General features: G+C 39.9%; 19 protein-coding genes. 10 read left to right on the top strand and 9 right to left on the bottom strand.

Annotated elements, in window-relative coordinates:
• Positions 1–3: 3 nt before the first annotated feature.
• Positions 4–1,878 (bottom strand): EAL domain-containing protein, encoded by a 1,875-nt coding sequence (locus tag ACT3S9_RS02745; protein ID WP_441835913.1) that lies wholly within the window; start codon positions 1,876–1,878, stop codon positions 4–6.
• 257 nt (positions 1,879–2,135) lie between these two features.
• Between ACT3S9_RS02745 and panP the strand changes: the two genes are divergently transcribed.
• Positions 2,136–3,764 (top strand): pyridoxal-dependent aspartate 1-decarboxylase PanP, encoded by a 1,629-nt coding sequence (gene panP / locus ACT3S9_RS02750; RefSeq protein ID WP_441993049.1) that lies wholly within the window; start codon positions 2,136–2,138, stop codon positions 3,762–3,764.
• Positions 3,765–3,807: 43 nt separating this feature from the next.
• On the opposite strand, the gene argE is transcribed toward panP, so the two are convergent.
• On the bottom strand, positions 3,808–4,959 hold the full coding sequence (gene argE, locus ACT3S9_RS02755; protein WP_441833804.1) for an acetylornithine deacetylase: 1,152 nt from the start codon (positions 4,957–4,959) through the stop codon (positions 3,808–3,810).
• Positions 4,960–5,173: 214 nt separating this feature from the next.
• Between argE and argC the strand changes: the two genes are divergently transcribed.
• The 5 genes from argC to argH all read left to right on the top strand — a co-directional run bounded on the left by argC (position 5,174) and on the right by argH (position 11,020).
• On the top strand, positions 5,174–6,202 hold the full coding sequence (argC, locus tag ACT3S9_RS02760; RefSeq protein ID WP_441993048.1) for an N-acetyl-gamma-glutamyl-phosphate reductase: 1,029 nt from the start codon (positions 5,174–5,176) through the stop codon (positions 6,200–6,202).
• A complete protein-coding gene (gene argB, locus ACT3S9_RS02765; protein WP_441993047.1) occupies positions 6,183–6,944 on the top strand; it encodes an acetylglutamate kinase in 762 nt (253 codons plus the stop codon). The genes argC and argB overlap by 20 nt, the downstream gene beginning before the upstream one ends.
• A 7-nt stretch (positions 6,945–6,951) precedes the next feature.
• Positions 6,952–7,872, top strand: coding sequence for an ornithine carbamoyltransferase (locus ACT3S9_RS02770; protein ID WP_441833807.1), 921 nt, complete (start codon positions 6,952–6,954; stop codon positions 7,870–7,872).
• A 10-nt stretch (positions 7,873–7,882) separates the two neighbouring features.
• Entirely contained in the window at positions 7,883–9,085 is a 1,203-nt protein-coding gene (locus ACT3S9_RS02775) for an argininosuccinate synthase (RefSeq protein WP_441993046.1), read from the top strand.
• 69 nt (positions 9,086–9,154) lie between these two features.
• Entirely contained in the window at positions 9,155–11,020 is a 1,866-nt protein-coding gene (gene argH / locus ACT3S9_RS02780; protein ID WP_441993045.1) for an argininosuccinate lyase, read from the top strand.
• 630 nt (positions 11,021–11,650) lie between these two features.
• On the opposite strand, the gene ACT3S9_RS02785 is transcribed toward argH, so the two are convergent.
• On the bottom strand, positions 11,651–13,057 hold the full coding sequence (locus tag ACT3S9_RS02785) for a capsule assembly Wzi family protein (RefSeq protein ID WP_441993044.1): 1,407 nt from the start codon (positions 13,055–13,057) through the stop codon (positions 11,651–11,653).
• Positions 13,054–13,536 carry a pantetheine-phosphate adenylyltransferase gene (gene coaD / locus ACT3S9_RS02790; RefSeq protein WP_441993043.1) on the bottom strand — a complete coding sequence of 161 codons (483 nt, stop codon included), beginning with the start codon at positions 13,534–13,536 and terminating at the stop codon, positions 13,054–13,056. The genes ACT3S9_RS02785 and coaD overlap by 4 nt, the downstream gene beginning before the upstream one ends.
• Before the next feature lie 216 nt (positions 13,537–13,752).
• On the opposite strand from coaD, the gene ACT3S9_RS02795 reads away from it, so the two are divergent.
• Both ACT3S9_RS02795 and thiI read left to right on the top strand, forming a co-directional pair.
• Complete coding sequence (locus ACT3S9_RS02795; RefSeq protein WP_441993042.1) at positions 13,753–14,403, top strand: TetR/AcrR family transcriptional regulator; 651 nt, start codon at positions 13,753–13,755, stop codon at positions 14,401–14,403.
• An 88-nt stretch (positions 14,404–14,491) separates the two neighbouring features.
• Positions 14,492–15,949, top strand: a complete 1,458-nt coding sequence (gene thiI, locus ACT3S9_RS02800; protein ID WP_441995350.1) for a tRNA uracil 4-sulfurtransferase ThiI — start codon at positions 14,492–14,494, stop codon at positions 15,947–15,949.
• A gap of 249 nt (positions 15,950–16,198) precedes the next feature.
• On the opposite strand, the gene ACT3S9_RS02805 is transcribed toward thiI, so the two are convergent.
• A complete protein-coding gene (locus ACT3S9_RS02805; protein WP_441995348.1) occupies positions 16,199–17,095 on the bottom strand; it encodes a ketopantoate reductase family protein in 897 nt (298 codons plus the stop codon).
• Complete coding sequence (locus tag ACT3S9_RS02810) at positions 17,088–17,438, bottom strand: VanZ family protein (RefSeq protein WP_441833815.1); 351 nt, start codon at positions 17,436–17,438, stop codon at positions 17,088–17,090. The genes ACT3S9_RS02805 and ACT3S9_RS02810 overlap by 8 nt, the downstream gene beginning before the upstream one ends.
• Positions 17,439–17,589: 151 nt before the next feature.
• On the opposite strand from ACT3S9_RS02810, the gene ACT3S9_RS02815 reads away from it, so the two are divergent.
• Complete coding sequence (locus tag ACT3S9_RS02815; RefSeq protein WP_441993650.1) at positions 17,590–18,072, top strand: YajQ family cyclic di-GMP-binding protein; 483 nt, start codon at positions 17,590–17,592, stop codon at positions 18,070–18,072.
• 77 nt (positions 18,073–18,149) lie between these two features.
• Here the strand turns inward: ACT3S9_RS02815 and ACT3S9_RS02820 are convergent, their stop codons facing one another.
• Together ACT3S9_RS02820 and trmL are read right to left on the bottom strand one after the other, a co-directional pair.
• On the bottom strand, positions 18,150–18,911 hold the full coding sequence (locus ACT3S9_RS02820) for an IS5 family transposase (RefSeq protein WP_089367531.1): 762 nt from the start codon (positions 18,909–18,911) through the stop codon (positions 18,150–18,152).
• 289 nt (positions 18,912–19,200) lie between these two features.
• On the bottom strand, positions 19,201–19,665 hold the full coding sequence (gene trmL, locus ACT3S9_RS02825) for a tRNA (uridine(34)/cytosine(34)/5-carboxymethylaminomethyluridine(34)-2'-O)-methyltransferase TrmL (protein WP_441833817.1): 465 nt from the start codon (positions 19,663–19,665) through the stop codon (positions 19,201–19,203).
• Between the two features lie 93 nt (positions 19,666–19,758).
• Between trmL and ACT3S9_RS02830 the strand changes: the two genes are divergently transcribed.
• Positions 19,759–20,664, top strand: coding sequence for a cation diffusion facilitator family transporter (locus tag ACT3S9_RS02830; protein WP_441833818.1), 906 nt, complete (start codon positions 19,759–19,761; stop codon positions 20,662–20,664).
• Here ACT3S9_RS02830 and ACT3S9_RS02835 read toward each other — a convergent pair.
• Entirely contained in the window at positions 20,637–21,581 is a 945-nt protein-coding gene (locus ACT3S9_RS02835; RefSeq protein WP_441833819.1) for an alpha/beta fold hydrolase, read from the bottom strand. The two genes, ACT3S9_RS02830 and ACT3S9_RS02835, sit on opposite strands and share 28 nt — an antisense overlap.
• Positions 21,582–21,588 lie beyond the last annotated feature (7 nt).

Raw genomic sequence — 21,588 nt, forward strand, 5'->3', positions numbered from 1 at the left:
ATTTTATTTAGTTTTTAAATTATATAAATTAGCCACATGAGGCATAGGCTCGGCAAAGTAATTACCTTGCATTAAGCTTACATTAGCTTTTTTTAAGGTGTTAGCAATCGCTTTACTCTCAACATGTTCAGCAATAAGTTGTAACTTTAGTTGTGTGGCAAAGCAGGCTATGTGCTCTACAAAAAGATAAATGTCATTGTCGTCGGTTATTTTTTTTATTAGCGTACCATCTAGCTTGATGGCATTAACATCAAGTTTCAGCACGTTAGATATATTTAAATAACCCGTCCCAAAATTGTCAATCACTACCCGTACGCCTCTGTTCTTAACCATAGTGATAAATGCTTTTACTTCTGAGTAATTGGCAATGGCTTGGGTCTCTAACACTTCTAAGGTGATATTACTTGGGTTGGGGTAGCGCTTAAGTTCATGGTCTAAAAACTCAGTTAAGCTTGGATCGAGTATATCTTGCGCGGTGATATTTAAACTCCAGCAAGTATCTGTCTTACGAAAGCGTTCAATGCACTGCATAAACATGGTTCTAGTTAATCGCCCGTCCATTCGAGACCGATTTACTACATCTAAAAATGCTTCCGGTATTAGCACCTTACCTTGGCTTGTAACCATACGTGCTAAACATTCATACTGGATAACGGTATTATTTTGGGTATCTATTATGGGTTGAAAATAAGCCACAATACGGTTATTTTCAAATGCTTCTAATACTTCTTTTGCCATAGCTACATTATATTGATATTGGTTTTTTACATCATGTAATGCTTTAGAAAAGTTAATAGCGATGTGGCGACCTTGCTTTGCTTGCAGCGCTGCGATATGTGCATTTTCTAGTAATAAAGATTTATTTCCACTGGCAATACCGGCGCACAATGTGACGTAAATAAATGGTTCTGTCATTAACGGGGTACTGCAATTATAGGCTTCTATTAAGTCACAAAACTGGTTGTCACTATCCGAAAATGGACCAATCATCACTATTTTATTGGTAGCTAAACGAAATAATTGACTACCTGGTGGCCGGCGCTTATCAAAGTGATTGAGTAAACTTTTAATCACGGTGTCACCAATTTCAGTACCATAAAAACTGTTTATATCTTCAAGTTCATTAACCCAAATAACGGCGAGTTGCATATGGTGAGTAGGTGATTTTTTTATGTAATACTCAAGAGCTATGTGGTTTGCAAAACCGGTGCTGGTATCACTTGAAATCGCTCGCTTTACCAAGTAAACATAAATACCAGCAAGGAGTAATGCGATAGCAAAAAAGAAGCTAGCCATTACCCCAGCCTTAGTCGCACTGTGCTGTAATCGCTGATTAAGGTCGTAAATTGTTATATCAGCACCTGTTAAATAAGTCGTCCCGTTTTTATCAGTAAAAGGCACAAAAATACTTTTAAAGTGCCCCCATTGATCTTGAGATACCTCGAATACTGGCTCGGTAGAATAAAAAGCACCTCTATTAGCTTTAGTTGCTTCTGGGTATAAATCCAGTAGCTGGGTTACTTTTCCTGTATGCTGATCGGCTTGGGTGTAGCTTGATGCGCTAAAGTGCACTTGTTCATCGCGTATTACCATTGCATACACATAGGCGATATCTAAGGCGTTAGCAAATTCAGAGAGTTTACGGCTTTTAGCTTGATACTCTAAAAAGCTAATTGCTTTTTTATCTAAGCGAGTATGATAGTCACTGCCTAAAATATGTTTAACGGTCACTGCGGCATTGAGCAGTCGAGTATCAACGCTCTGCATAATCTCAGCGCGAGCGGTATGGTAAGTGTAATAAACATAACTGAACAAGCTAATAAAAAAAGCAATAAATCCGGTGATGATCCAATTAGTATGTAAATTTCCTTTTATCATTGCTTTGCGTCTCTATAAATAAGCGGTTTATTGTATTGATATTTGAGAGTAACTGAATCACCATAACTTTTATGCTAACACTGCATAATTCACCAATATATCATTTTTTTTGTCATGTAGCCGTTAGCTTTTATAGCTTTTTACAAGACATTTTACCTCTATTACAGTAAAATTAAGCGCATTAATAGAAAACAATGTGGCCACGGTATTTTATATTAATGCGTATTTAACGTGGGTTACACTTAGTAGGTATGAAGATGGAACAAACGCGTAGTGCTGTCGCCTCTAAAGAATCCTTGAAGCGAGTTTTTACTGTACCTGAAGCCCCTGATTCAACGTTAAGTAAAATTGAGCTTGAAATTTCAAGTAATTTAGCGGGGTTTCTGAATGAAAATATTGCAGCGATTGAAAAGCCCTTACATGAAATAGAAAAAGACTTTCAATCAGCGGTGATCCCTGAAGATCCTACATTTGTGTCTGTCTATGCACAAGATATTATGGATCAGCTTGTGGCTCACTCAGTACATACCGCTGCACCAAGCTTTATTGGCCATATGACCTCGGCATTACCGCATTTTGTTCTACCACTTTCTAAATTGATGGTGGGGTTGAATCAAAACCTCGTAAAAATAGAAACGTCAAAAGCCTTTACCCCACTTGAACGCCAAGTACTTGGTATGATGCATCATTTGGCATATGGTCGTGAGGATCATTTTTATAGTAAATGTATGCACAGTGCTAAAACCTCTTTAGGGGCATTTTGCTCAGGTGGTACGGTCGCAAATATTACCGCTTTATGGATTGCCCGTAACCGACTTTTAAAAGCCGATGGTGAATTTAAAGGTATTGGCTCACAAGGACTCGTTAGTGCCATGCTGCATTATGGCTACAAAGGGTTAGCGGTATTAGTTTCTGAGCGTGGCCATTATTCACTCGGTAAAACAGTCGACTTGCTAGGGATTGGCCGCGATAATATTGTGGCAATCAAAACTGGTAATAGCAATAAGGTGGATGTCAGTGCGATGCGCGAAAAAGCATTAGCGCTGCAAGCCGAAGGCATTAAAGTATTGTCGATAGTAGGGGTTGCAGGTACAACAGAAACTGGCAATATCGATCCCCTTGATGAAATGGCAGACTTAAGTGAAGAGCTAGGTTGTCATTTTCATGTTGATGCTGCATGGGGGGGGGCAACGTTACTTTCACAAACTTATCGACCACTTCTTAAAGGCATTGAACGAGCTGATTCAATCACCATTGATGCCCACAAACAAATGTATGTACCAATGGGGGCAGGGTTAGTGCTATTTAAAGACCCGGCCGCAGCCGATGCTATTGAACACCATGCTGAGTATATTTTACGTAAAGGCTCAAAAGATTTAGGCAGTCATACCCTTGAAGGTAGCCGCCCAGGTATGGCAATGTTAGTACATGCTTGTCTGCGAGTGATTGGCCGTAAAGGTTATGAAATGCTAATAGATCGCTCAATTAATAAAGCGCATTATTTTGCCGACTTAATTAAAGGCGAGGATGATTTTGAGCTTATTTCTGAACCTGAGTTATGTTTATTAACCTATCGTTATGTGCCCAAGCAAATTAAGCAAAAAATAGCGCAAGCCGATCCGCAAACTCGCCTTGATATTTTTGCCTCCTTAAATCGCTTTACCGCCAGCATGCAAAAACGCCAACGTGAAGCAGGCCGATCGTTTGTATCACGTACTCGACTAACGCCTGAGCAATACGATTATCAGCCGACGGTAGTATTTAGAGTGGTACTGGCTAACCCATTGACATCGGGTCAAATTTTAAAAGACATATTAGTGGAGCAAAAAGAGCTCGCTAAATCAGACCCGGTATTTAAAAAGTATCTTAGTAAATATATGAATTAAAAATATTGGTGTCATGGTGACATAACACCAATAATGTTGTTATTTATTCACTAAAACAATTCGCTTTTATCATTTCACTAATAATAGCTTGCGATGGTTTAATTTTTTCCATCGCTAAAAACTCATCTGGTTGATGTGCTTGGTTGATTGAACCGGGACCCATAACAATCGTTTCACAGCCTAATTGCTGAATAAATGGTGCTTCAGTGCAGTAATTTACAGCAATTGCTTGTTCGCCTGATATTTTTTCAGCCAGTTTTACTAGTGCTGAGTCTGTGCTACCAGTAAAGGCCGGGATGGGTTCGTGCATATCGATAACACTCACCGCATCAGGGAATTGGTTGTTAATTTCGCTGGCTATATTAAGTAGCATAGCTTGTAGTTCTTGCACACTTAAACCAGGCAATGGGCGCATATCAATGTGCATTTCGCAGCAACCACAAATACGGTTTGCATTGTCGCCACCATGAATGTGACCCAAGTTTAAAGTCGGGTAGGGTATAACAAAATGTTCAATTGAATATTTATTCTTTAATTCTTCTTTAAGTATTAATAGCTTTGAAGTGACTTTATGCATCACTTCAATTGCGTTTAAACCGCGTTCAGGATCTGAGCTATGACCCGAACGACCAATTACCCGAATCGCCGAACTCATATGTCCTTTATGAGTGAATACAGGCTTCATATCAGTAGGTTCACCAATAATACAGCGCGCTGGTTTTAAGTTCGGGTGTTTACAAATTTGCTGAGCGCCTGCCATCGTGGTTTCTTCATCGGCGGTTGCTAAAATTAAAATAGGTTGGTTTTGTTCGCTTTCGTTAAGCTCGCTGATTGCTTGTAATACAAAAGCAAAAAAGCCTTTCATATCAATACTACCTAAACCGTATAATTTATTATCATGTTCACTTAACTTAAATGGATTGTAGTTCCAGCGGCTATCATCAAAAGGGACTGTATCAGTGTGACCGGCGAGCATTAAACCACCATCACCTTGGCCACGCTTAGCAAGTAAATTAAAGCGGCCTTTTGGGCCTGCTAACTCTGTAATTTCACACTCAAAACCAAGTTCGGTGCACCAACTTTCGAGTAAATCAATTACTCCTTTGTTGGTCATTGCTAATGACTCATCCATAGCACTAATTGAAGGCGCTGCAATTAATTGCTGATACATGGACAAAAAAGACGGTAAAGGCATAAAAAATTCCAAAATAATCATTCATTCTAATTGCATAACAATATAAAAGTATTTATGATGAATATCAATTCACTTTTTAAGCATAAATATATTAAGTAACGCTATGTTCACACAACGACGATAAACTGATTTCATTACTTAAGATAGCCTGTTTACGTGTTATCGAACCTGATTTGAATTTCTATGATGTAACAAAACCAAAAAAGAGTAACGAATGAAAGTAGTAATTATTGGCGCAAGTGGTTATAGCGGCGCAGAATTAGCCAGTTTAGTGGCTAAGCACCCACAATTAACGTTAAGTGGTTGTTATGTTTCTGAGCAAAGCTTAGATAAAAATAAATTATTAAGCGATTTGTATCCAGAGCACCTTGGTTTGCTTGATTCGCCTTTATTACCGTTGGGCGAAAGCGCATATAACGACATTGAAAATTCAGCTGATTTTGTATGTCTATGCACCGACCATAAAGTAAGTGTTGATTTAGCTCCACGCTTTTTAGCCATGGGTAAGAAGGTTTTCGATTTATCCGGTGGTTATCGTTTAAGTAGTAATGAAGATTATAAAACCTATTATGGTTTTGAGCATCAACATACCGAGCTACTCGCTGATGCAGCTTATGGTCTTGCTGAGTGGAACAGCGATGCAATTGCTAAAGCGAAGTTAATTGCAGTGGCAGGCTGTTATCCAACTGCAGCACTTAATGCTTTAAAGCCGCTACAACAAGCTGGTTTTTTGGCCGAACAGCCGATTATTATTAATGCGGTTTCAGGTGTTACAGGGGCGGGTCGTAAAGCAAGTGTAGGTACTCATTTTTGTGAAGTATCCTTAACACCTTATGGATTATTTAAGCATCGCCACAGTCCTGAAATTGAGCTACATCTAGGTCATAAAGTGTTGTTTACACCGCATTTAGGGAATTTCCCTCGGGGTATTTTAGAAACAATTTACGTGCAGTTAAAAGCAGGTGTAACAACTGAACAAGTTACGCAAGCTTATAAAGTATTGGCTGATGAACCATTAATTAGATTGCTCGGCAATAAAGTCCCGTCAATTAAAGGGGTGGCTAAACAACCTTTTGTAGATATTGCATGGCAGCAACAAGGAACGCAACTTATTGTAATGGCCGCAATTGATAACTTATTAAAAGGCGCTGCCGGCCAAGCAGTTCAGTGTATTAATTTAGCTATGGGCTTACCCCATAGCACAGGCTTAAAGGGTGTAAGTAATGCAAACATGGGTCATTAAGCTCGGTGGTGCGGTTCTCAATACAGAAGATGCCGCAAAAGCGTTGTTTGAAGTATTGGCTAAACAAACCCAAGCGCAGTTTGTTATTGTTCATGGCGGTGGATCATTAGTTGATAAGTGCCTTACTGATGCAGGTTTTGCTAGTGCTAAGCACCAAGGTTTACGTATTAGTCCAAAAGAGCAAATGCCTTATATAGTCGGTGCGCTGGCAGGCTGTGCTAATAAACAATTAATGAGCCAAGCAATTGTTGCAGGCCATAAACCTGTAGGACTTAGTTTATATGAAGCAGGAGTTATTGCTTCGCAAAAGCTAAAAGCATTAGGGCAGGTCGGTCAATGTACCAGTGGCGAGCCTGGTATTATTCCTAGCCTTTTAGAGCAAGGACGTTTGCCATTAGTTAGCTCTGTTGGCTTTGGTGAAGATGGCCAATGGTATAATGTTAATGCTGATGAAGCCTCGGCAGCAATAGCAAAGGAGTTAGATGCAGAAGTTATTTTTATGACCGATGTAGAGGCCGTGCTTGATGCTAATAAGCAACCGCTTCATCAATTGGATACAAATCAGATCAATACATTAATTGCAGACGGAGTCATTTTGGGCGGAATGGAGGTTAAAGTTAAGACTAGCCTTCTTGCTGCCCAGCATTTACGACGCGGTGTATACATTTCGAGTTGGCAAAAGCCAGAAAACTTAGCGGCTCTTCTTATTGGCGAGCACGTTGGAACAAAAATTACACCATAGGTTTTACATGTTTAATCATTTTTTATCAGGTCTAGAACTGGACCAACAAGGCGCACTTAAACTACTTGAGTTAGCGCAAAAAATTAAAGCAAACCCAGTTGATTTTAGCCAAGCATTAGCGGGCAAGTCAGTGGTTACTTTATTTGAAAAACCAAGCTTACGTACACGTTTGTCGTTTGATATTGGTATTAATAAGTTAGGTGGCCATGCGGTTTATTTAGACTCGCAAAATGGCGCCATGGGCGCACGCGAATCAGTTAAAGATTTTGCATTGAATATTGCAAGTTGGGCTGATGGCATTGTCGCGCGGGTATATCAGCATAAAACGTTAACCACGCTAGCTGAATTCTCAAGTGTCCCTGTGGTCAATAGCTTGTGTGACTTATATCACCCATGCCAAGCACTTGCTGACTTTTTAACCCTACAAGAAGTGTACGGTGATGTTAGTCAGTTAAAACTTGCTTACTTAGGTGAGGGTAATAACGTGACTCACTCGTTAATGTTATTGGCTGCGACATTGGGTACTGATTTTGTAGCGGTGTGCCCTAAAGGTAATTCACCTGATGCACAAATTTTAAAGCAAGCAGAACAAATTGCGGCAATGAATGGTGCATCAGTAATGGTAAGCGACCGTGTTGAAGCCGCCGTTGGCTGTAATGCGGTGTATGCTGATACGTGGGTGTCAATGGGCGATGAAACGCCACTTGATCTAGTTAAAGAAAAGTATATGCCGTATCAATTAAATACAGCATTACTTGAACAAACAGGAGCTGACACTGTATTGCATTGTCAGCCTGCACATCGGGAGTTTGAAATTACCTCTGAAGTAATGGATGGCCCGGCGTCAAAAATTATACAACAGGCAGAAAACCGTATGCATGCGCAAAACGCTCTGCTTGTTTCGTTATTAAATCCAAATTTTGTGTAAGGTATCACCAATGAGTTCTATTAAAAAAGTTGTATTAGCCTATTCTGGTGGTTTAGATACGTCGGCTATCGTGCCATGGTTAAAAGAAAACTACGGTTGTGAAGTTGTTGCGTTTGTAGCCGATGTCGGCCAAGGTGCTGAAGAGCTAGAGGGTGTTGAAGAAAAAGCTATCGCCTCAGGGGCTTCTGAATGTTATGTCGTAGATTTAAAGGATGAAATGGTCAGTGAGTACATTTATCCGACTCTTAAAACGGGTTCAATCTACGAAGGCACTTATTTGTTAGGTACCTCAATGGCTCGACCTATAATTGCTAAAGCACAAGTTGAAATTGCACGTAAAGTGGGTGCTGATGCGCTTTCTCATGGTTGTACGGGCAAAGGTAATGACCAAGTACGCTTTGAGTCTTGTTTCGCAGCGCTTGCGCCTGAACTTAAAGTAATTGCGCCATGGCGTGAATGGGACTTAACAAGCCGTGAGTCATTACTTGATTACTTAGCAGATCGTGATATTCCTTGTTCTGCATCCGCGACTAAAATTTATAGCCGTGATGCCAATGCATGGCATATTTCTCATGAAGGGGGCGAGCTTGAAGACCCTTGGTGTCAACCTAGTGAGCAAGTATGGACGTGGACTAATTCACCAGAACAAGCACCCAATGAATCAGAGCTAGTGACTCTTAACGTTGTTGAAGGTGAAATAGTTTCCGTTAATGGTGAGCAACTTAAGCCGTATGACTGTTTAGTTAAGCTTAATGATATTGCATCACCTCATGGCATTGGCCGTGTTGATATTGTTGAAAACCGCTTAGTGGGTATGAAATCTCGTGGTTGTTATGAAACTCCAGGTGGCACAGTAATGATGGCTGCATTGCAAGCTATTGATGAGCTAGTGCTTGATAAATCAAGCCGTAAGTGGAAAGAAGTACTAGGCGGCGAGTTTTCGCACCTTTTATACGATGGTCGTTGGTTCACACCGCTTAAAGATTCAATTTTAGCGGGAGCCGAAGCACTTTCAACCCTTGCAACAGGTGAGGTGGTACTTAAGCTTTACAAAGGTCAAGTGACAGCGATTCAGAAAAAGTCACCAAATAGCTTATACAGTGAAGACTTTGCAACCTTTGGGGCGGACGATGTTTATGACCAGTCGCATGCTGAAGGGTTTATTCGTTTATTCTCGCTTTCAAGCAGAATTTCAGCGATGACGAAAAAGTAATTTAATTTAGCTCCGCTGTGCTTTATTAATAAGGCGCAGCGGAGTCATTTAAGGGTTTGGAGAGATTTAATGGCATTATGGGGCGGGCGTTTTTCTACGGGTCCAGATGAGGCGTTTAAGCAATTTAACGACTCACTTCCCTTTGATTATCAACTAGCAGAGCAAGACATTATTGGCTCTGTCGCATGGGCTGGCGCCTTAAAGCAAGTTGATGTTTTGAGTAATGAAGAGCATAAAACGTTAGTTGCAGCACTTTATGAGTTATTAGACGAAGTAAAAGCGAATCCACAAGCGGTTGCGACTTCAGGTGCAGAAGACATTCATTCTCATGTTGAAGCTGCACTAATTGAAAAAGTCGGTGATTTAGCTAAAAAACTACATACTGGACGCAGCCGTAACGACCAAGTAGCGACTGATTTTAGACTGTGGTGTCGTGATACCGCGGATCACCTACTTGAGGCATTAGCACAACTTAAAGGCGAGTTTATTAGCCTTGCTGAGCGAGAGCTTGGCACTATTCTTCCGGGCTATACTCATTTACAGCGCGCCCAACCTTTACTATTCAGTCATTGGTGTATGGCGTACGTTGAAATGATCGAGCGTGATGAAAGCCGCTTAAGTGATGCCAAAGCAAGATTAAACTACAGCCCACTAGGCAGTGGTGCATTAGCGGGTACTGCTTACCCAATTGACCGTCAAGCACTGGCTACAGAGTTAGGCTTTAGCGGCGCAACTAAAAATAGTTTAGATGCTGTTTCAGACCGTGATTTTGTGGTTGAGCTTTTAAGTTGCGCATCGATTTCGATGATCCATTTATCGCGTATGGCCGAAGATTTGATATTTTATAATTCAGGTGAGGCCGGATTTATAGAGCTTGCAGATAATGTAACTTCAGGCTCATCACTGATGCCACAAAAGAAAAACCCAGACGCACTTGAGCTTATTCGTGGTAAAACAGGGCGTGTTTTTGGTGCACTCAGCAGCATGACCATGACCTTAAAAGCATTGCCGCTTGCTTATAATAAAGATATGCAAGAAGACAAAGAAGGTCTGTTTGACGCAATGCCAACGTGGCTTGCGTGTATACACATGGCACAAGCGTGTATTAAAGGTGTAAAAGTTAATGGCGAGCGTACACTTGCTGCGGCTAAAGGAGGTCACTCTAATGCGACTGAATTAGCTGATTACCTAGTTGCCAAAGGTATTCCGTTTAGAGAAGGCCATCACATTGTTGGTGTACTTGTACAAATGGCTATTGCTCAAGGGAATAACTTAGAAGATTTAAGTTTAGAACAATTCAAATCTGTGCATAGTATTTTTGAGAAAGATGTATATCCTGTATTAGAAATAGACGCTTGTATAAAAGCTCGCCAAGCATTGGGCGGCACATCGTTAGAGCAAGTGAGTTTAGCAGTTAAAAGCGCCAAAAAAAAACAGCAAATATTAGTGCGTGACGCTAACTTAGATGATGTTGAATCGATAGCTAAATTAATTCAGCACTGGGCAACCGCAGGTGAAAACTTACCGCGTGCTAAAAGTGATATGGTGCACTCGATTAATGAGTTTGCTATTACTGAGGTTAATTCTAAAGTGGCAGGGTGTGCATCACTTTATATATATGACACGGGACTTGCTGAAATACGCTCACTAGGCATCGACCCTGAAACGGGCGTCAGCGGGCAGGGTCGGCAATTAGTTGAACACTTATTAGGAAAAGCCAAAAAGCTGGCCCTAAACCGTATTATTGTTTTGACGCGAGTACCTGATTTCTTTGAAAAACAAGGTTTCACATTCTGCACTAAAGAAAGCTTACCTGAAAAGGTAATGAAAGATTGTGAACTGTGTTTACGCAAACATAATTGTGATGAAGTCGCAATGGAATATATTTTGAGGCCAAGTAATAGTACGGAGATCCCGTGTAAAAACGTGGCTTAAAATCCCTGGATATAAAAGACGTACGGTTATCCCTGTGCGTTTTTTTATATCTTTATCTGTCTGGTATGACCTGTTCTCCCGATCTAGTTTCATTTTATGCTTAATAGTTGGCCTATCTATTAATTCAGTTCTATATCTCTTAATGTATTATGCTATACATTTAATTAAAAATCCTGAACCTTGGATATTATGGGGTATTTATTCGTTTAGTATAAATACAGTTAAATGCTCGCTCACTTCATCACAATGAAAAAGTCAAAAAATACCGGCAAGTCAAAATATAGTGCTAGTAGCACGTTTACAAATCAGTCTGTGTAAATCTTTATTGGCGAAGTTACCGGCCTATGCGTTGGGACTTTCATTAAGAAGCTTTCTTAAAACCATCCTGTAAAACTCTACATAAAATTGTCACATGTTCTTATATGTAGCGACGTATATTGTTGATACTTAGTATCTTCTGCACTATCAACACGAGTGGTTTTGGGGGGGTATAGAGAAGCTATCAATTTTATGGGGTTCAGATGTTGATAGTGCTTTTAACCAACAAGAATTTGTTAGGGCTGACTAAAGCGTATAAGTGATTTCGAGGCTACAATAAAGTCAGCCTCGAATAACGTTATAAACAGATATTTAAAAGCGGTATTCCCAGCTGGTTTTAAGGGCTGTATCGGTGTTTGATTCATCACCTAATTCATCTTGATAAATTGAGCCAGCTACTTTCCACAGGCCATTAAATACACCTTGCTGATAGCCTGTTTCAAGTTGAAGGCGTTTAAAACGCTGTACTAAATATTGATTATTAAGATTACCTATTACTGACTCAGCACTTATATAGCGTAGCTTTGTATATGCTCCAAAGCCATCATGTGAGAAGTACTGTGCTCCTAGAACCCATGACTGACTATTTTGTGGTGTTGACGAGCCGATAAGGCGGCTTTTTTGGGTATAGCTACCTTGCTGTAATGTTTGATAGTTATTACCGTAAGTACAATCAAGCTCACATAGCTCTTGTGTATTTGAATATTCTAAATATGCTTTAGTTAATTGTGCAGAACTGCCAAAGTAACTTTCTACACCAAGGGTATAAAAAGGCGAACTGGGTAGTATGCCACTTTTACTTTTGCCCATTAATTCAGAGTAAACAGCAATCGGTTGATTAAATAAGCTCGTTGAATATTTAACATCAATACTACTGAGGCGGTGTTCTGTCTGTTGTATATTTTCATCGAGGGTTGCTTGCTTAAAAGAAGTCGTGGTTAAAAAATCCGAACCACTACTACTTATGGCAACTTCAAGACCGTTAATGGGTGTACTTGCAAGGCGCAATGCCCAATAATTACCATCATTTGTTTGATCTTGTATGGGTTTTTGTTTGGCATAAATGCCCGTAAGTTGCCAATTACCAATGAACGATAGCCAATTTGGTCCGGCGTACTGGCTATTTGCGCGGGTAAAACGCAGCCCTTCCATAGGAGCTGCATTATTTGAAAGCATGAGAGCATTATCGTTACTCGGTCCCCACCAGTGATCAACTTGTTCTACACTAACCGACCAATTACCAAATAACACGGCAAGGTAGCTACCATGATAGTTAATGTATTTTTGATCAAGCGCTTGGTCAGCATAATTAACGCTTACTTTCGCGCTAACGCGGTCGCCAGTAATCGAACCATAACTATTGATACCACTTTGTTGCTGGTTGCGTTCACCAAAGCTTTGCGATAATTCAGGCGCACTATTATAGTTAGCACGAAAACCAGAGCTACTGCCTTGTTTGGCAAATTCCAATGCGTGCTTCACATGTTGGTAAGCAAAAAACACCTGTTCATTTAGTTGGCTACTATCAAGTTGCGCTAAATCTCGGGCAATACCTTGCCACATTAGTGGGTAAGTATTTATCGGTTGATTAATAACGCCTTGATTAACTAACATTTCTATTGAGGCTCTAAGCATTGTATCATTACTACTTATCCACGGCTGCGCTAAACTTGAGGTAGAGAAAAGAGTAAGCGAAAGCATCAGCTTGTTAAATTTCATCCGTGGAACTTTTCCTGTAATGCGTTAACGACTAGCGGGTTGACAAACTCGCTTACATCACCTTTATGTCTGGCGACTTCTTTAACCAAAGTTGAAGAAATAAATGAATTTTTTTCTGCGGGGGTTAAAAATATACTTTCTAAATCAGGGTTGAGTCGGCGATTCATGTTGGCAAGTTGAAATTCGTAATCAAAATCAGAAACCGCGCGGATACCTCTGATCAATACATTGGCTTGATGGTCGCGGGCTAAATCAGCTAATAAACCTGAAAAACCAATAACACAGACATTATCTATATGGTTTAGTAGGGTATTTGCTAGTGCCACTCTTTCATCTAACGTAAAACAGGGCTGTTTCGTTGGATTATGGGCGATAGCAACAATAACAGTGTCAAACATTTTTGCTGCTCGCTGAATTAAATCAGTGTGGCCGTTGGTCAAAGGATCAAAGGTACCAGGATAAATAGCGGTGACTTTCATAAATTTCGGCTCAGTATAAATTTGCTTGTTATATTAACAGTGTTTTCTATTGAGGTCAGCAAATGAGGTTATTTCAATTATTCAGGTGCTTATCGTTTTTAAGTTAGAAATTTACAAGGAGGTGTTTTAATGGTTCTAATTTGTTTATACTGAATGTTCGACCTTTCTTGAACAAAGTTTGAACATCCGTATTAAAAACAATCTGAGTAAATCGATATGAGCACCAAGGATAAAATTATAAAAACTAGTATTGCGCTGTTTAATCAATATGGTGAACGGGCAATTACTACCAATCATATTGCTTCTCATATGGGGATTAGCCCTGGTAATCTTTATTATCATTTTAAAAATAAAGAAGATATTATACGACACATCTTCGCACTTTATAGTGAGCACTTACATACTCAGTTCGCTCCTGTAAATGAAAATGATGATCCTTTTGATTTATTAACTGGCTACCTCGATTCATTATTTGAACTAATGTGGCAATTCCACTTTTTTTACGACAACCTAGGCGATATTTTATCGCGTGATGAGGTCTTAAAAAAAGAGTATATAGAATTCCAATCCGCTTTGTTAAAGCAAGTGCGTAACATTGTTTTAGGACTGCGTGATGGTGGCGTTATTAATGTTGACGATGAAGATACATTGGAGCTTGCTCACATGCTAAAAATTACTGTGAGTTTTTGGACACCTTATGTAAAAGCACGGCGTTTAAGCGGTGAGTTATTCCAGCAAGATATTTACAATGGTATTTTAAAGGTTCTGATGTTGCTTAAAAGTTATTGTACGGAATCTAGCCTGCCAAAAATTAATCATCTAAAAAGCAATTATAGCCAACTTGCTAAGCAAGCAGAGTCGGCTTAAGAGGTTATTTCATAGCCGTTAGATTTTTGCTATAATCGCGCGCCCAGTACTGGGCGCATGAAATCTTAAATTGTCTAACGAGTGAACTATGCTTAAATTTATCGTCAAACTTCATCCTGAAATCGCTATTAAAAGCCGTTCAGTTCGTAAACGCTTTACTAAAGTGTTAGAAAATAATATTAAAATTGTTTTGCGCAAGCTTGACGATAAAGTACAAGTTAAAAACAACTGGGATAACATCTCCGTGCTTACCAAATCAGACGAGCCCCAATTGCGTCTTGATTTTATTGATGGCCTACAACGTATTCCTGGTATAGTGCAATTTATTGAAGTAACTGAAACCAACTACGAAAACCTGCACGATATTTACGAAAAAGCACTCGATATGATTGGCCACTCGGTTGTTGGAAAAACCTTTTGTGTACGTTGTAAGCGCCAAGGTAAGCATGAGTTTACTTCAACAGACGTTGAGCGTTATGTTGGTGGTGGTTTAAATCAACATGTCGATGGCGCAAGTGTAAAATTAAGCCGTCCTGAAGTAACAATTCGTATAGAAATTAAAGATGACAAAGCGTATATCGTTACGCATACACATTACGGTATGGCGGGCTTCCCTCTGCCGACTCAAGAAGATGTTTTATCGTTAATGTCTGGCGGGTTTGACTCGGGTGTTGCCAGTTATCAAATGATCAGAAAGGGCGCTCGTACGCACTTTTTATTCTTTAATCTTGGCGGCGCAGCCCATGAGATTGGTGTAAAACAGGCCAGCTACTATATTTGGAAGCAGTTTAGCTCCACCCATAAAGTTAAGTTTATCAGTGTTGACTTTGAACCTGTGGTAGCCGAAATTCTCGAAAACGTAGAAAATGGCCAAATGGGCGTAGTACTTAAACGTATGATGATGCGCGCAGGTAGTCAGGTAGCGGAAAAGCTTGGCGTGCATGCACTGGTTACTGGTGAAAGTATTGGTCAAGTATCAAGTCAAACACTAGCTAATTTGAGTGTTATTGACCGGGTCACTGAGACTTTAATTCTTCGCCCGTTAATTCAGCATGATAAACAAGAAATTATTGATATTGCCCGCAAAATCGGCACTGCTGAAATGGCCGAAACGATGCCAGAATATTGTGGTGTGATTTCGAAAAAGCCAACAGTAAAAGCGAAGTTAAGTGTAATTCAAGCCGAAGAACAAAAATTTGATTTTGATGTATTAGATACTGTTGTCGATAATGCTCGTATTATGGATATACGTGACATTGATGTACAGGCTAAACAAGAGCTTAAAGAAGCTGAAGCAGTAACAAGCTTACCTGCCGGTGCTGTGGTTGTTGATATTCGCTCGCCAGAGGAAGAAGATGCTAAACCGCTTAAAATTGATGACACAGAAGTTGTGCATTTACCGTTTTTCCGTTTAGCGACCAAGTTTGGTGACCTACCAACAGATAAAGACTATTATCTATACTGCGCTAAAGGTGTGATGAGCCAACTTCAAGCGCTTATTTTACACGAACAAGGTTTTGATAATGTTAAGGTTTACCGCCCATAACCATAACTAACGAGCTATATAAGAATAAAAATGCGGTTTAACACCGCATTTTTTTATGGTTATTTACCCCGAGAAAGCAAAAGGCACGCACAAACAAGTTCGCGCCTTGTATTACGCTAAATCTACGACATGATATTGATGTTTAAGCTTGCGTAAGTGGGACTTTACGCCACGCAAAAGGTTTGATGTTGGGCCAACAGCGCGAGATAACCTCATGCCTACAGAAAATCGGCGGAGCTCCTGTTAAAATTAGCTGTTTAGTACTTTATATAATAACTCATCATTGCATGGGGTCTTTATGGCTAATAATTTTCCTTGCTCGCTTATAAACCCACACATTGCCTCTATTTCAGTTTGGCGATTATGAGCCATATCTTGCTGCATTGACGAGTAGTTATCTTGGGTTTCAGCCATTACCAGGTAAGCTTGTTGAAGTGCTTCGCTAAGGATTACTTTAACACCTAGGGCGTTGGCTACATTACAGGCTTCATTTAAAAGGTTAAGAATTTTCCCGCTAAAATAAGGAGTGCGAAGTGCGCCGTTTTTTACGTTATATAAAGCACTCAGTGGGTTTATTGCTATATTGATAAGCAATTTTTTAAAACGTAACAGCTCGATTTGTTCGCTAAAGTAGAGCTCTGGAATGGCTGTCAATTGTTTGCTTACTGCTTCTTTTTGTTTTGTTGCTTGTTGGTTACAGCTGCCCAAAACACTTTCGCCTAACCCTGTATGTATCACATTGGTTGGTGAATTCTTAAAACCCGCCAGCCGAGTGGTTAAAAAATATAAACCTTGTTCTGTTTTTAATTGGCTTTGTAGTGACGATAAATCACTCATACCGTTATGAGACAAAACCACATTACAGGTGTTTGCTGTATAAGGTATAAATTGGTTAAACGCATCTACTAATTGGTAAGCTTTAACAGCGAAAATAATAGTATCGAAAGGGGTTTTTATAAGCTTATTGGGTATTTCGTTTGTTACGATATTAACCTTGATTGCTTTTTTTTCGAAGCCTGCCTGGTAAGTATACTTAGTTTGGCTATTTCTACTTCGGGTGGCAAGGGTTATCGTGTGCTCAGCACTTAAAAAGTGGCTGTATAACAAACCAATTGCGCCATCGCCAACAACTAAGATATTAGCCATCGCGGTTTTTTTTCCCTACATGAAAAGTTAGCTTAATGGCAAAGTAACTTGCTGCGCCTATAAAGTCGGCAACAAAATCAGCAAATGAAGCTCGGCGATATGGCAGCATATCTTGCATTATTTCAATAGCCGCACCGTAACCTGCTAAAACTAATATTTGTAGCCATAAAGGAATTTTAAATGCTTTGTCCATCACGACGGCTAGAATGAAAAAAATACCAAAATGCGCGACTTTATCTACGTGAGGAAATAAGTTTGCAGCGCCTTTGATCTCCTTGGCAAACAAAAATGTGAAGGCCACTATACTGAGTAAAAATAGTGCTTGGTAAATTCGCCTAGTCACAGAAAATCCTAAATAGCTTAAAAATGAACCGGCAGTATATCAAATATATTTAGTACCGCACCTGAATAACATTCACAAAGGTGCAAAGATTTATTAAATTACAGGTATAATCACTACTATATTAATTTTAAATATTTGCTAGGAGAAACTCATGCCTTCATTTGACATTGTATCTGAAGTAGAAATGAACGAAGCGCAAAATGCGGTAGATAACGCGAATCGTGAACTTGACACTCGCTTTGATTTTAGAGGGGTTGATGCCTCTATTGAGCTGAACGACAAAACCATTAAGCTCAAAGCTGAAGCTGATGCTCAAGTAATGCAGTTATTTGATATTTTAGCTAATAAAGTATCAAAGCGCGGAATGGATGTATCAAGTCTTGAGCTACAAGAGATCTCTCGTGCGGGTAAAAATGTATTCCGTAACGTGGCTTTAAAGCAAGGTATTGAAAAAGACGTGGCTAAAAAAGTAGTTAAAGCTATCAAGGATTCGAAAGTAAAAGTGCAAGCGGCTATTCAAGGTGAAGAAGTGCGTGTAACAGGCAAAAAGCGTGACGACCTACAAGAAGCAATGCAAGTTGTACGCGGTGCTGATCTAGGTCAACCATTCCAGTTTAAAAATTTCCGCGATTAATCGTTTTATGCTTATAGCTAATAAATACTACTTGTTATAGAAATGAGTAGGGGCTGTTGATCTTTGTAGTACATATATCAATCAGCCCACATTGGTAGCCACATCATAGTAAATGCTAAAGCGAGCATTGAATGATAATTTCGTTCAAGCTTTTCATACCGCGTGGCTATCCCTCTATATTGCTTAATACGGCCAAATGCATTCTCAACCAAGTGCCGATATTTGTACATGCACCAGTCAATATCTTCATTGCCTACTAAACTGTTGCCCTTACGTGGAATAACGGGTGTAGCGTTATTATCACGAACAAACGCTCTCAGTTTTTCACTGTCGTAGCCTTTATCTGCGACAACCATATTACTTGTTGGGCAATTAGCTACGAGTGACTCTGCATGGACGATATCATGCGTATTCCCACAGGATAATTCATAATAAACAGGCAACCCTCCGCTATCGACTGCAAGATGAATTTTCGTAGAATTTCCACCTCGGCTCTTTCCAATTGATTCATTGTCAGCAGTTCTTGCACCGCAACTATGTTGATGAGCCCTGACAATACTGCCATCAATGAAGACCCAATCCATGTCCGCATCACGAGATAATGCGCGAAACAGTTCATTCAAAATCCCTTTTTTGGACCATAAATTAAACCGTCTGTAGATAGCACTCCAACGGCCAAAATCAGAAGGTAAATCTCGCCATGGAATACCTGTGCGCATCTTATACAGTATGCCTTCGAGCGTTTTTCTATGGTTGGGCTTATTATAAATTCGACCACTTAAGTACATTACTTTTGATAAGACATTCCATGTCCCGTCTGTTAACATTAATCTTGGCATGTAGGTTCGGTGTAAAGTTTTCTGGCGAATTCAATTATACCTTATCTTCATGCTGTTTGTTTTTCATACCACAAAGATCAACACGCCCTAGTATTTATTAGTTCTTTTCTTCCTTTATTAATAATAGCCTTACATGCAACCACAGCAATATAAGTTTGCACATGAGCTTTTGTTTTTTCAGCCACCATGTCGATATTTAAGCACTTTTCCAAATTCTCCCTTGTGAGCCAAATAAAACATGAGTGACAATAGTCATTTTTTAGCACGTCAGTTAAGATAACGTGCATGATTATTGTGCGTTTGGGAAACCTAATTGACGCCACGATTCATAAACAAAAACGGCAACGGCATTGGATAAGTTCATGCTACGGCTATTTGCCTGCATTGGAATGCGCACACGCTGCTCATGAGGTAGTGACTGTATTAATTCGTCAGGTAAACCACGTGTCTCAGGGCCAAATACTAAGCAATCGCCTTGTTGATATTGTGCTTGATGATGAAACTGGCTGCCTTTGGTGGTACACGCATAAACCTTTTTAGGCTGGCATTTTGCTAAGTAAGCTTCAAACGATACATGGCGTTGTACATGGCTAAACTCATGGTAATCAAGGCCTGCGCGCTTTACGCGTTTATCATCCCATTCAAAACCTAATGGCTCAATCAAGTGCAAAGAAAACCCAGTATTAGCGCATAAGCGAATAATATTGCCCGTATTAGGGGGGATCTCTGGTTGGTATAAGACGATATCAAGCATGTTTTTCCTTATTAATAAGCCTTTTTAGCGCGCTTGAGTATACACGAAGTGGTATAATACTTAACTATCACAAACGTTAAAGCGAAAATTAATGTGAAAAACCGCAGTTATGAATTTTGGGTAAAAACAGCCAGCATAGTGACCATGGTAATGGTTAGTTTAATGATTGCAGCTAAGTGTTGGGCGTGGCTTGCTTCTGGCTCTGCGTCAATGTTGGGTTCGTTAACCGATTCATTAATGGATATAACTGCCTCCGCTATGAGCTTTTTAGTGCTTGGTTACGCGCTTCGCCCTGCTGATGACGATCACCGCTTTGGTCACGGTAAGGCCGAGGCACTAGCTGGACTTGGTCAAGCTGCATTTATAGCTGGTTCCGGGTGTTTATTGGCGTTTCATGGTGTTGAGCGCTTGTTTAATCCGGTTGTTTTAACGCACTCAATGTTGGGGATTTGGGTTAGTATATTTGCGATTGTATGTACTTTAGTGGTGGTTTTTGTGCAACAAAAAGTGATTGCACATACTGAGTCTATCGCCATAAAAGCTGACTCGGTTCATTATAAAGGTGACTTAATTTTAAATGCCGCGGTGTTGCTTGCTATTATACTAGCGCAGTCTGGAATGATGTTCGCAGATCCTATATTTGCTATTGGTGTAGCAGGTTATTTACTTTATAACAGTTGGGATATAGCGGGGCAAAGCGCCGATCATCTGATGGATAAAGAGCTTCCTGATGAAGAAAAAACTGAAATTATTTTAATCGCGAATGCTCATGATGATGTGTTTGGTGTTCATGATGTACGCACTAGGCAGGGCGGGAAAATTAAGTTTATACAACTTCATTTAGAACTTAAAGACGAGATGCCATTAATCAGAGCACATAACGTGGCAGACGAAGTGGTGGCTATGATCCAAAAAGGATTTGAAAGTGAAATGGATATTTTAATCCATCTCGATCCGCTTTCTATTTGTGATCAAGATAACCCAGTACAAAAAGCATAAAGCTGGCTAAGCACTTTGCGGCGAACGTTATCTTGCTCAAATAGTAATTCATGTTTAGCTGCGCTATAAGTTTTTAATTTAGTTTGAGTTAGCCGCTTAACTATTTTATGTTGGGCTTGGTTGTCTACAACGACATCTTGCTCGGCACTGGCAATAAAAAGCGGGATATCCACATTGAGGCTATCAACCTTACTAATAAAGGTAAAAGCCGCATTAAGCCAGCCGTAGGTTACTCCGCCAAGTTTTAAGCTAGGCGCTTGTTGATACACATCACGAAAATAAGCATACCTTGCAGCGCTACTCGTGAGTGTATTTATAGCAAAGTCGTCAGCATGATAGTCGCCTTGGCCAAACGCGTAACAGCCAGATAAACCTACTGATGAGGCCACTTTAGCTGCCAATTTAGCTAGTGGTTTGGGCGTACCTTTAGTGTAAATATCAAACATTGGTGCGGATAAAAACAAGCCATTATAGTTATGCTCAAAGCGGGCTAAATAATCATAGGCAATAGCCCCGCCCATTGAATGTCCTAATAACACTTTTTTTCCTTGCCAGTGTTTATCTACAACCTTTATATTAAACAGCGCTAAATCGGCGGCATAATCATTAAAGTCTTTTACAAAGCCTTTGTGAGGGTTTTTTAAGCCGCGATACGAACGTCCTTGCCCTTGGTGATCAACAATAAATACTGCAATGTTATTATTATACAATTCCCATAATAACTCTTTATACTTATCGAGCCCTTCAATACGCCCTGAACTGATTATAATGGCGGTGCTAGCATTACTTGGAATAGCGTAAGCGTAGTATAGCTGCCCATGTGAAGTAGCGAGGTAATGCTTAGCTAAAGTATCAGTAAAAAAATCATCAATGGTAGATATATTGTTTTTAAGGTTCGCTTCATTGCTATAAAACATTACATAG

It is taken from the genome of Pseudoalteromonas sp. AOP31-A2-14 (assembly GCF_052378035.1).
Taxonomy (GTDB): Bacteria; Pseudomonadota; Gammaproteobacteria; order Enterobacterales; family Alteromonadaceae; genus Pseudoalteromonas.

Coding starts and splice junctions, on each gene's coding strand:
- ACT3S9_RS02745 (WP_441835913.1), bottom strand. CDS start 1,878: ATGATAAAAGGAAATTTACATACTAATTGGATCATCACCGGATTTATT.
- panP (WP_441993049.1), top strand. CDS start 2,136: ATGGAACAAACGCGTAGTGCTGTCGCCTCTAAAGAATCCTTGAAGCGA.
- argE (WP_441833804.1), bottom strand. CDS start 4,959: ATGCCTTTACCGTCTTTTTTGTCCATGTATCAGCAATTAATTGCAGCG.
- argC (WP_441993048.1), top strand. CDS start 5,174: ATGAAAGTAGTAATTATTGGCGCAAGTGGTTATAGCGGCGCAGAATTA.
- argB (WP_441993047.1), top strand. CDS start 6,183: ATGCAAACATGGGTCATTAAGCTCGGTGGTGCGGTTCTCAATACAGAA.
- ACT3S9_RS02770 (WP_441833807.1), top strand. CDS start 6,952: ATGTTTAATCATTTTTTATCAGGTCTAGAACTGGACCAACAAGGCGCA.
- ACT3S9_RS02775 (WP_441993046.1), top strand. CDS start 7,883: ATGAGTTCTATTAAAAAAGTTGTATTAGCCTATTCTGGTGGTTTAGAT.
- argH (WP_441993045.1), top strand. CDS start 9,155: ATGGCATTATGGGGCGGGCGTTTTTCTACGGGTCCAGATGAGGCGTTT.
- ACT3S9_RS02785 (WP_441993044.1), bottom strand. CDS start 13,057: ATGAAATTTAACAAGCTGATGCTTTCGCTTACTCTTTTCTCTACCTCA.
- coaD (WP_441993043.1), bottom strand. CDS start 13,536: ATGAAAGTCACCGCTATTTATCCTGGTACCTTTGATCCTTTGACCAAC.
- ACT3S9_RS02795 (WP_441993042.1), top strand. CDS start 13,753: ATGAGCACCAAGGATAAAATTATAAAAACTAGTATTGCGCTGTTTAAT.
- thiI (WP_441995350.1), top strand. CDS start 14,492: ATGCTTAAATTTATCGTCAAACTTCATCCTGAAATCGCTATTAAAAGC.
- ACT3S9_RS02805 (WP_441995348.1), bottom strand. CDS start 17,095: ATGGCTAATATCTTAGTTGTTGGCGATGGCGCAATTGGTTTGTTATAC.
- ACT3S9_RS02815 (WP_441993650.1), top strand. CDS start 17,590: ATGCCTTCATTTGACATTGTATCTGAAGTAGAAATGAACGAAGCGCAA.
- ACT3S9_RS02820 (WP_089367531.1), bottom strand. CDS start 18,911: ATGCCAAGATTAATGTTAACAGACGGGACATGGAATGTCTTATCAAAA.
- trmL (WP_441833817.1), bottom strand. CDS start 19,665: ATGCTTGATATCGTCTTATACCAACCAGAGATCCCCCCTAATACGGGC.
- ACT3S9_RS02835 (WP_441833819.1), bottom strand. CDS start 21,581: ATGTTTTATAGCAATGAAGCGAACCTTAAAAACAATATATCTACCATT.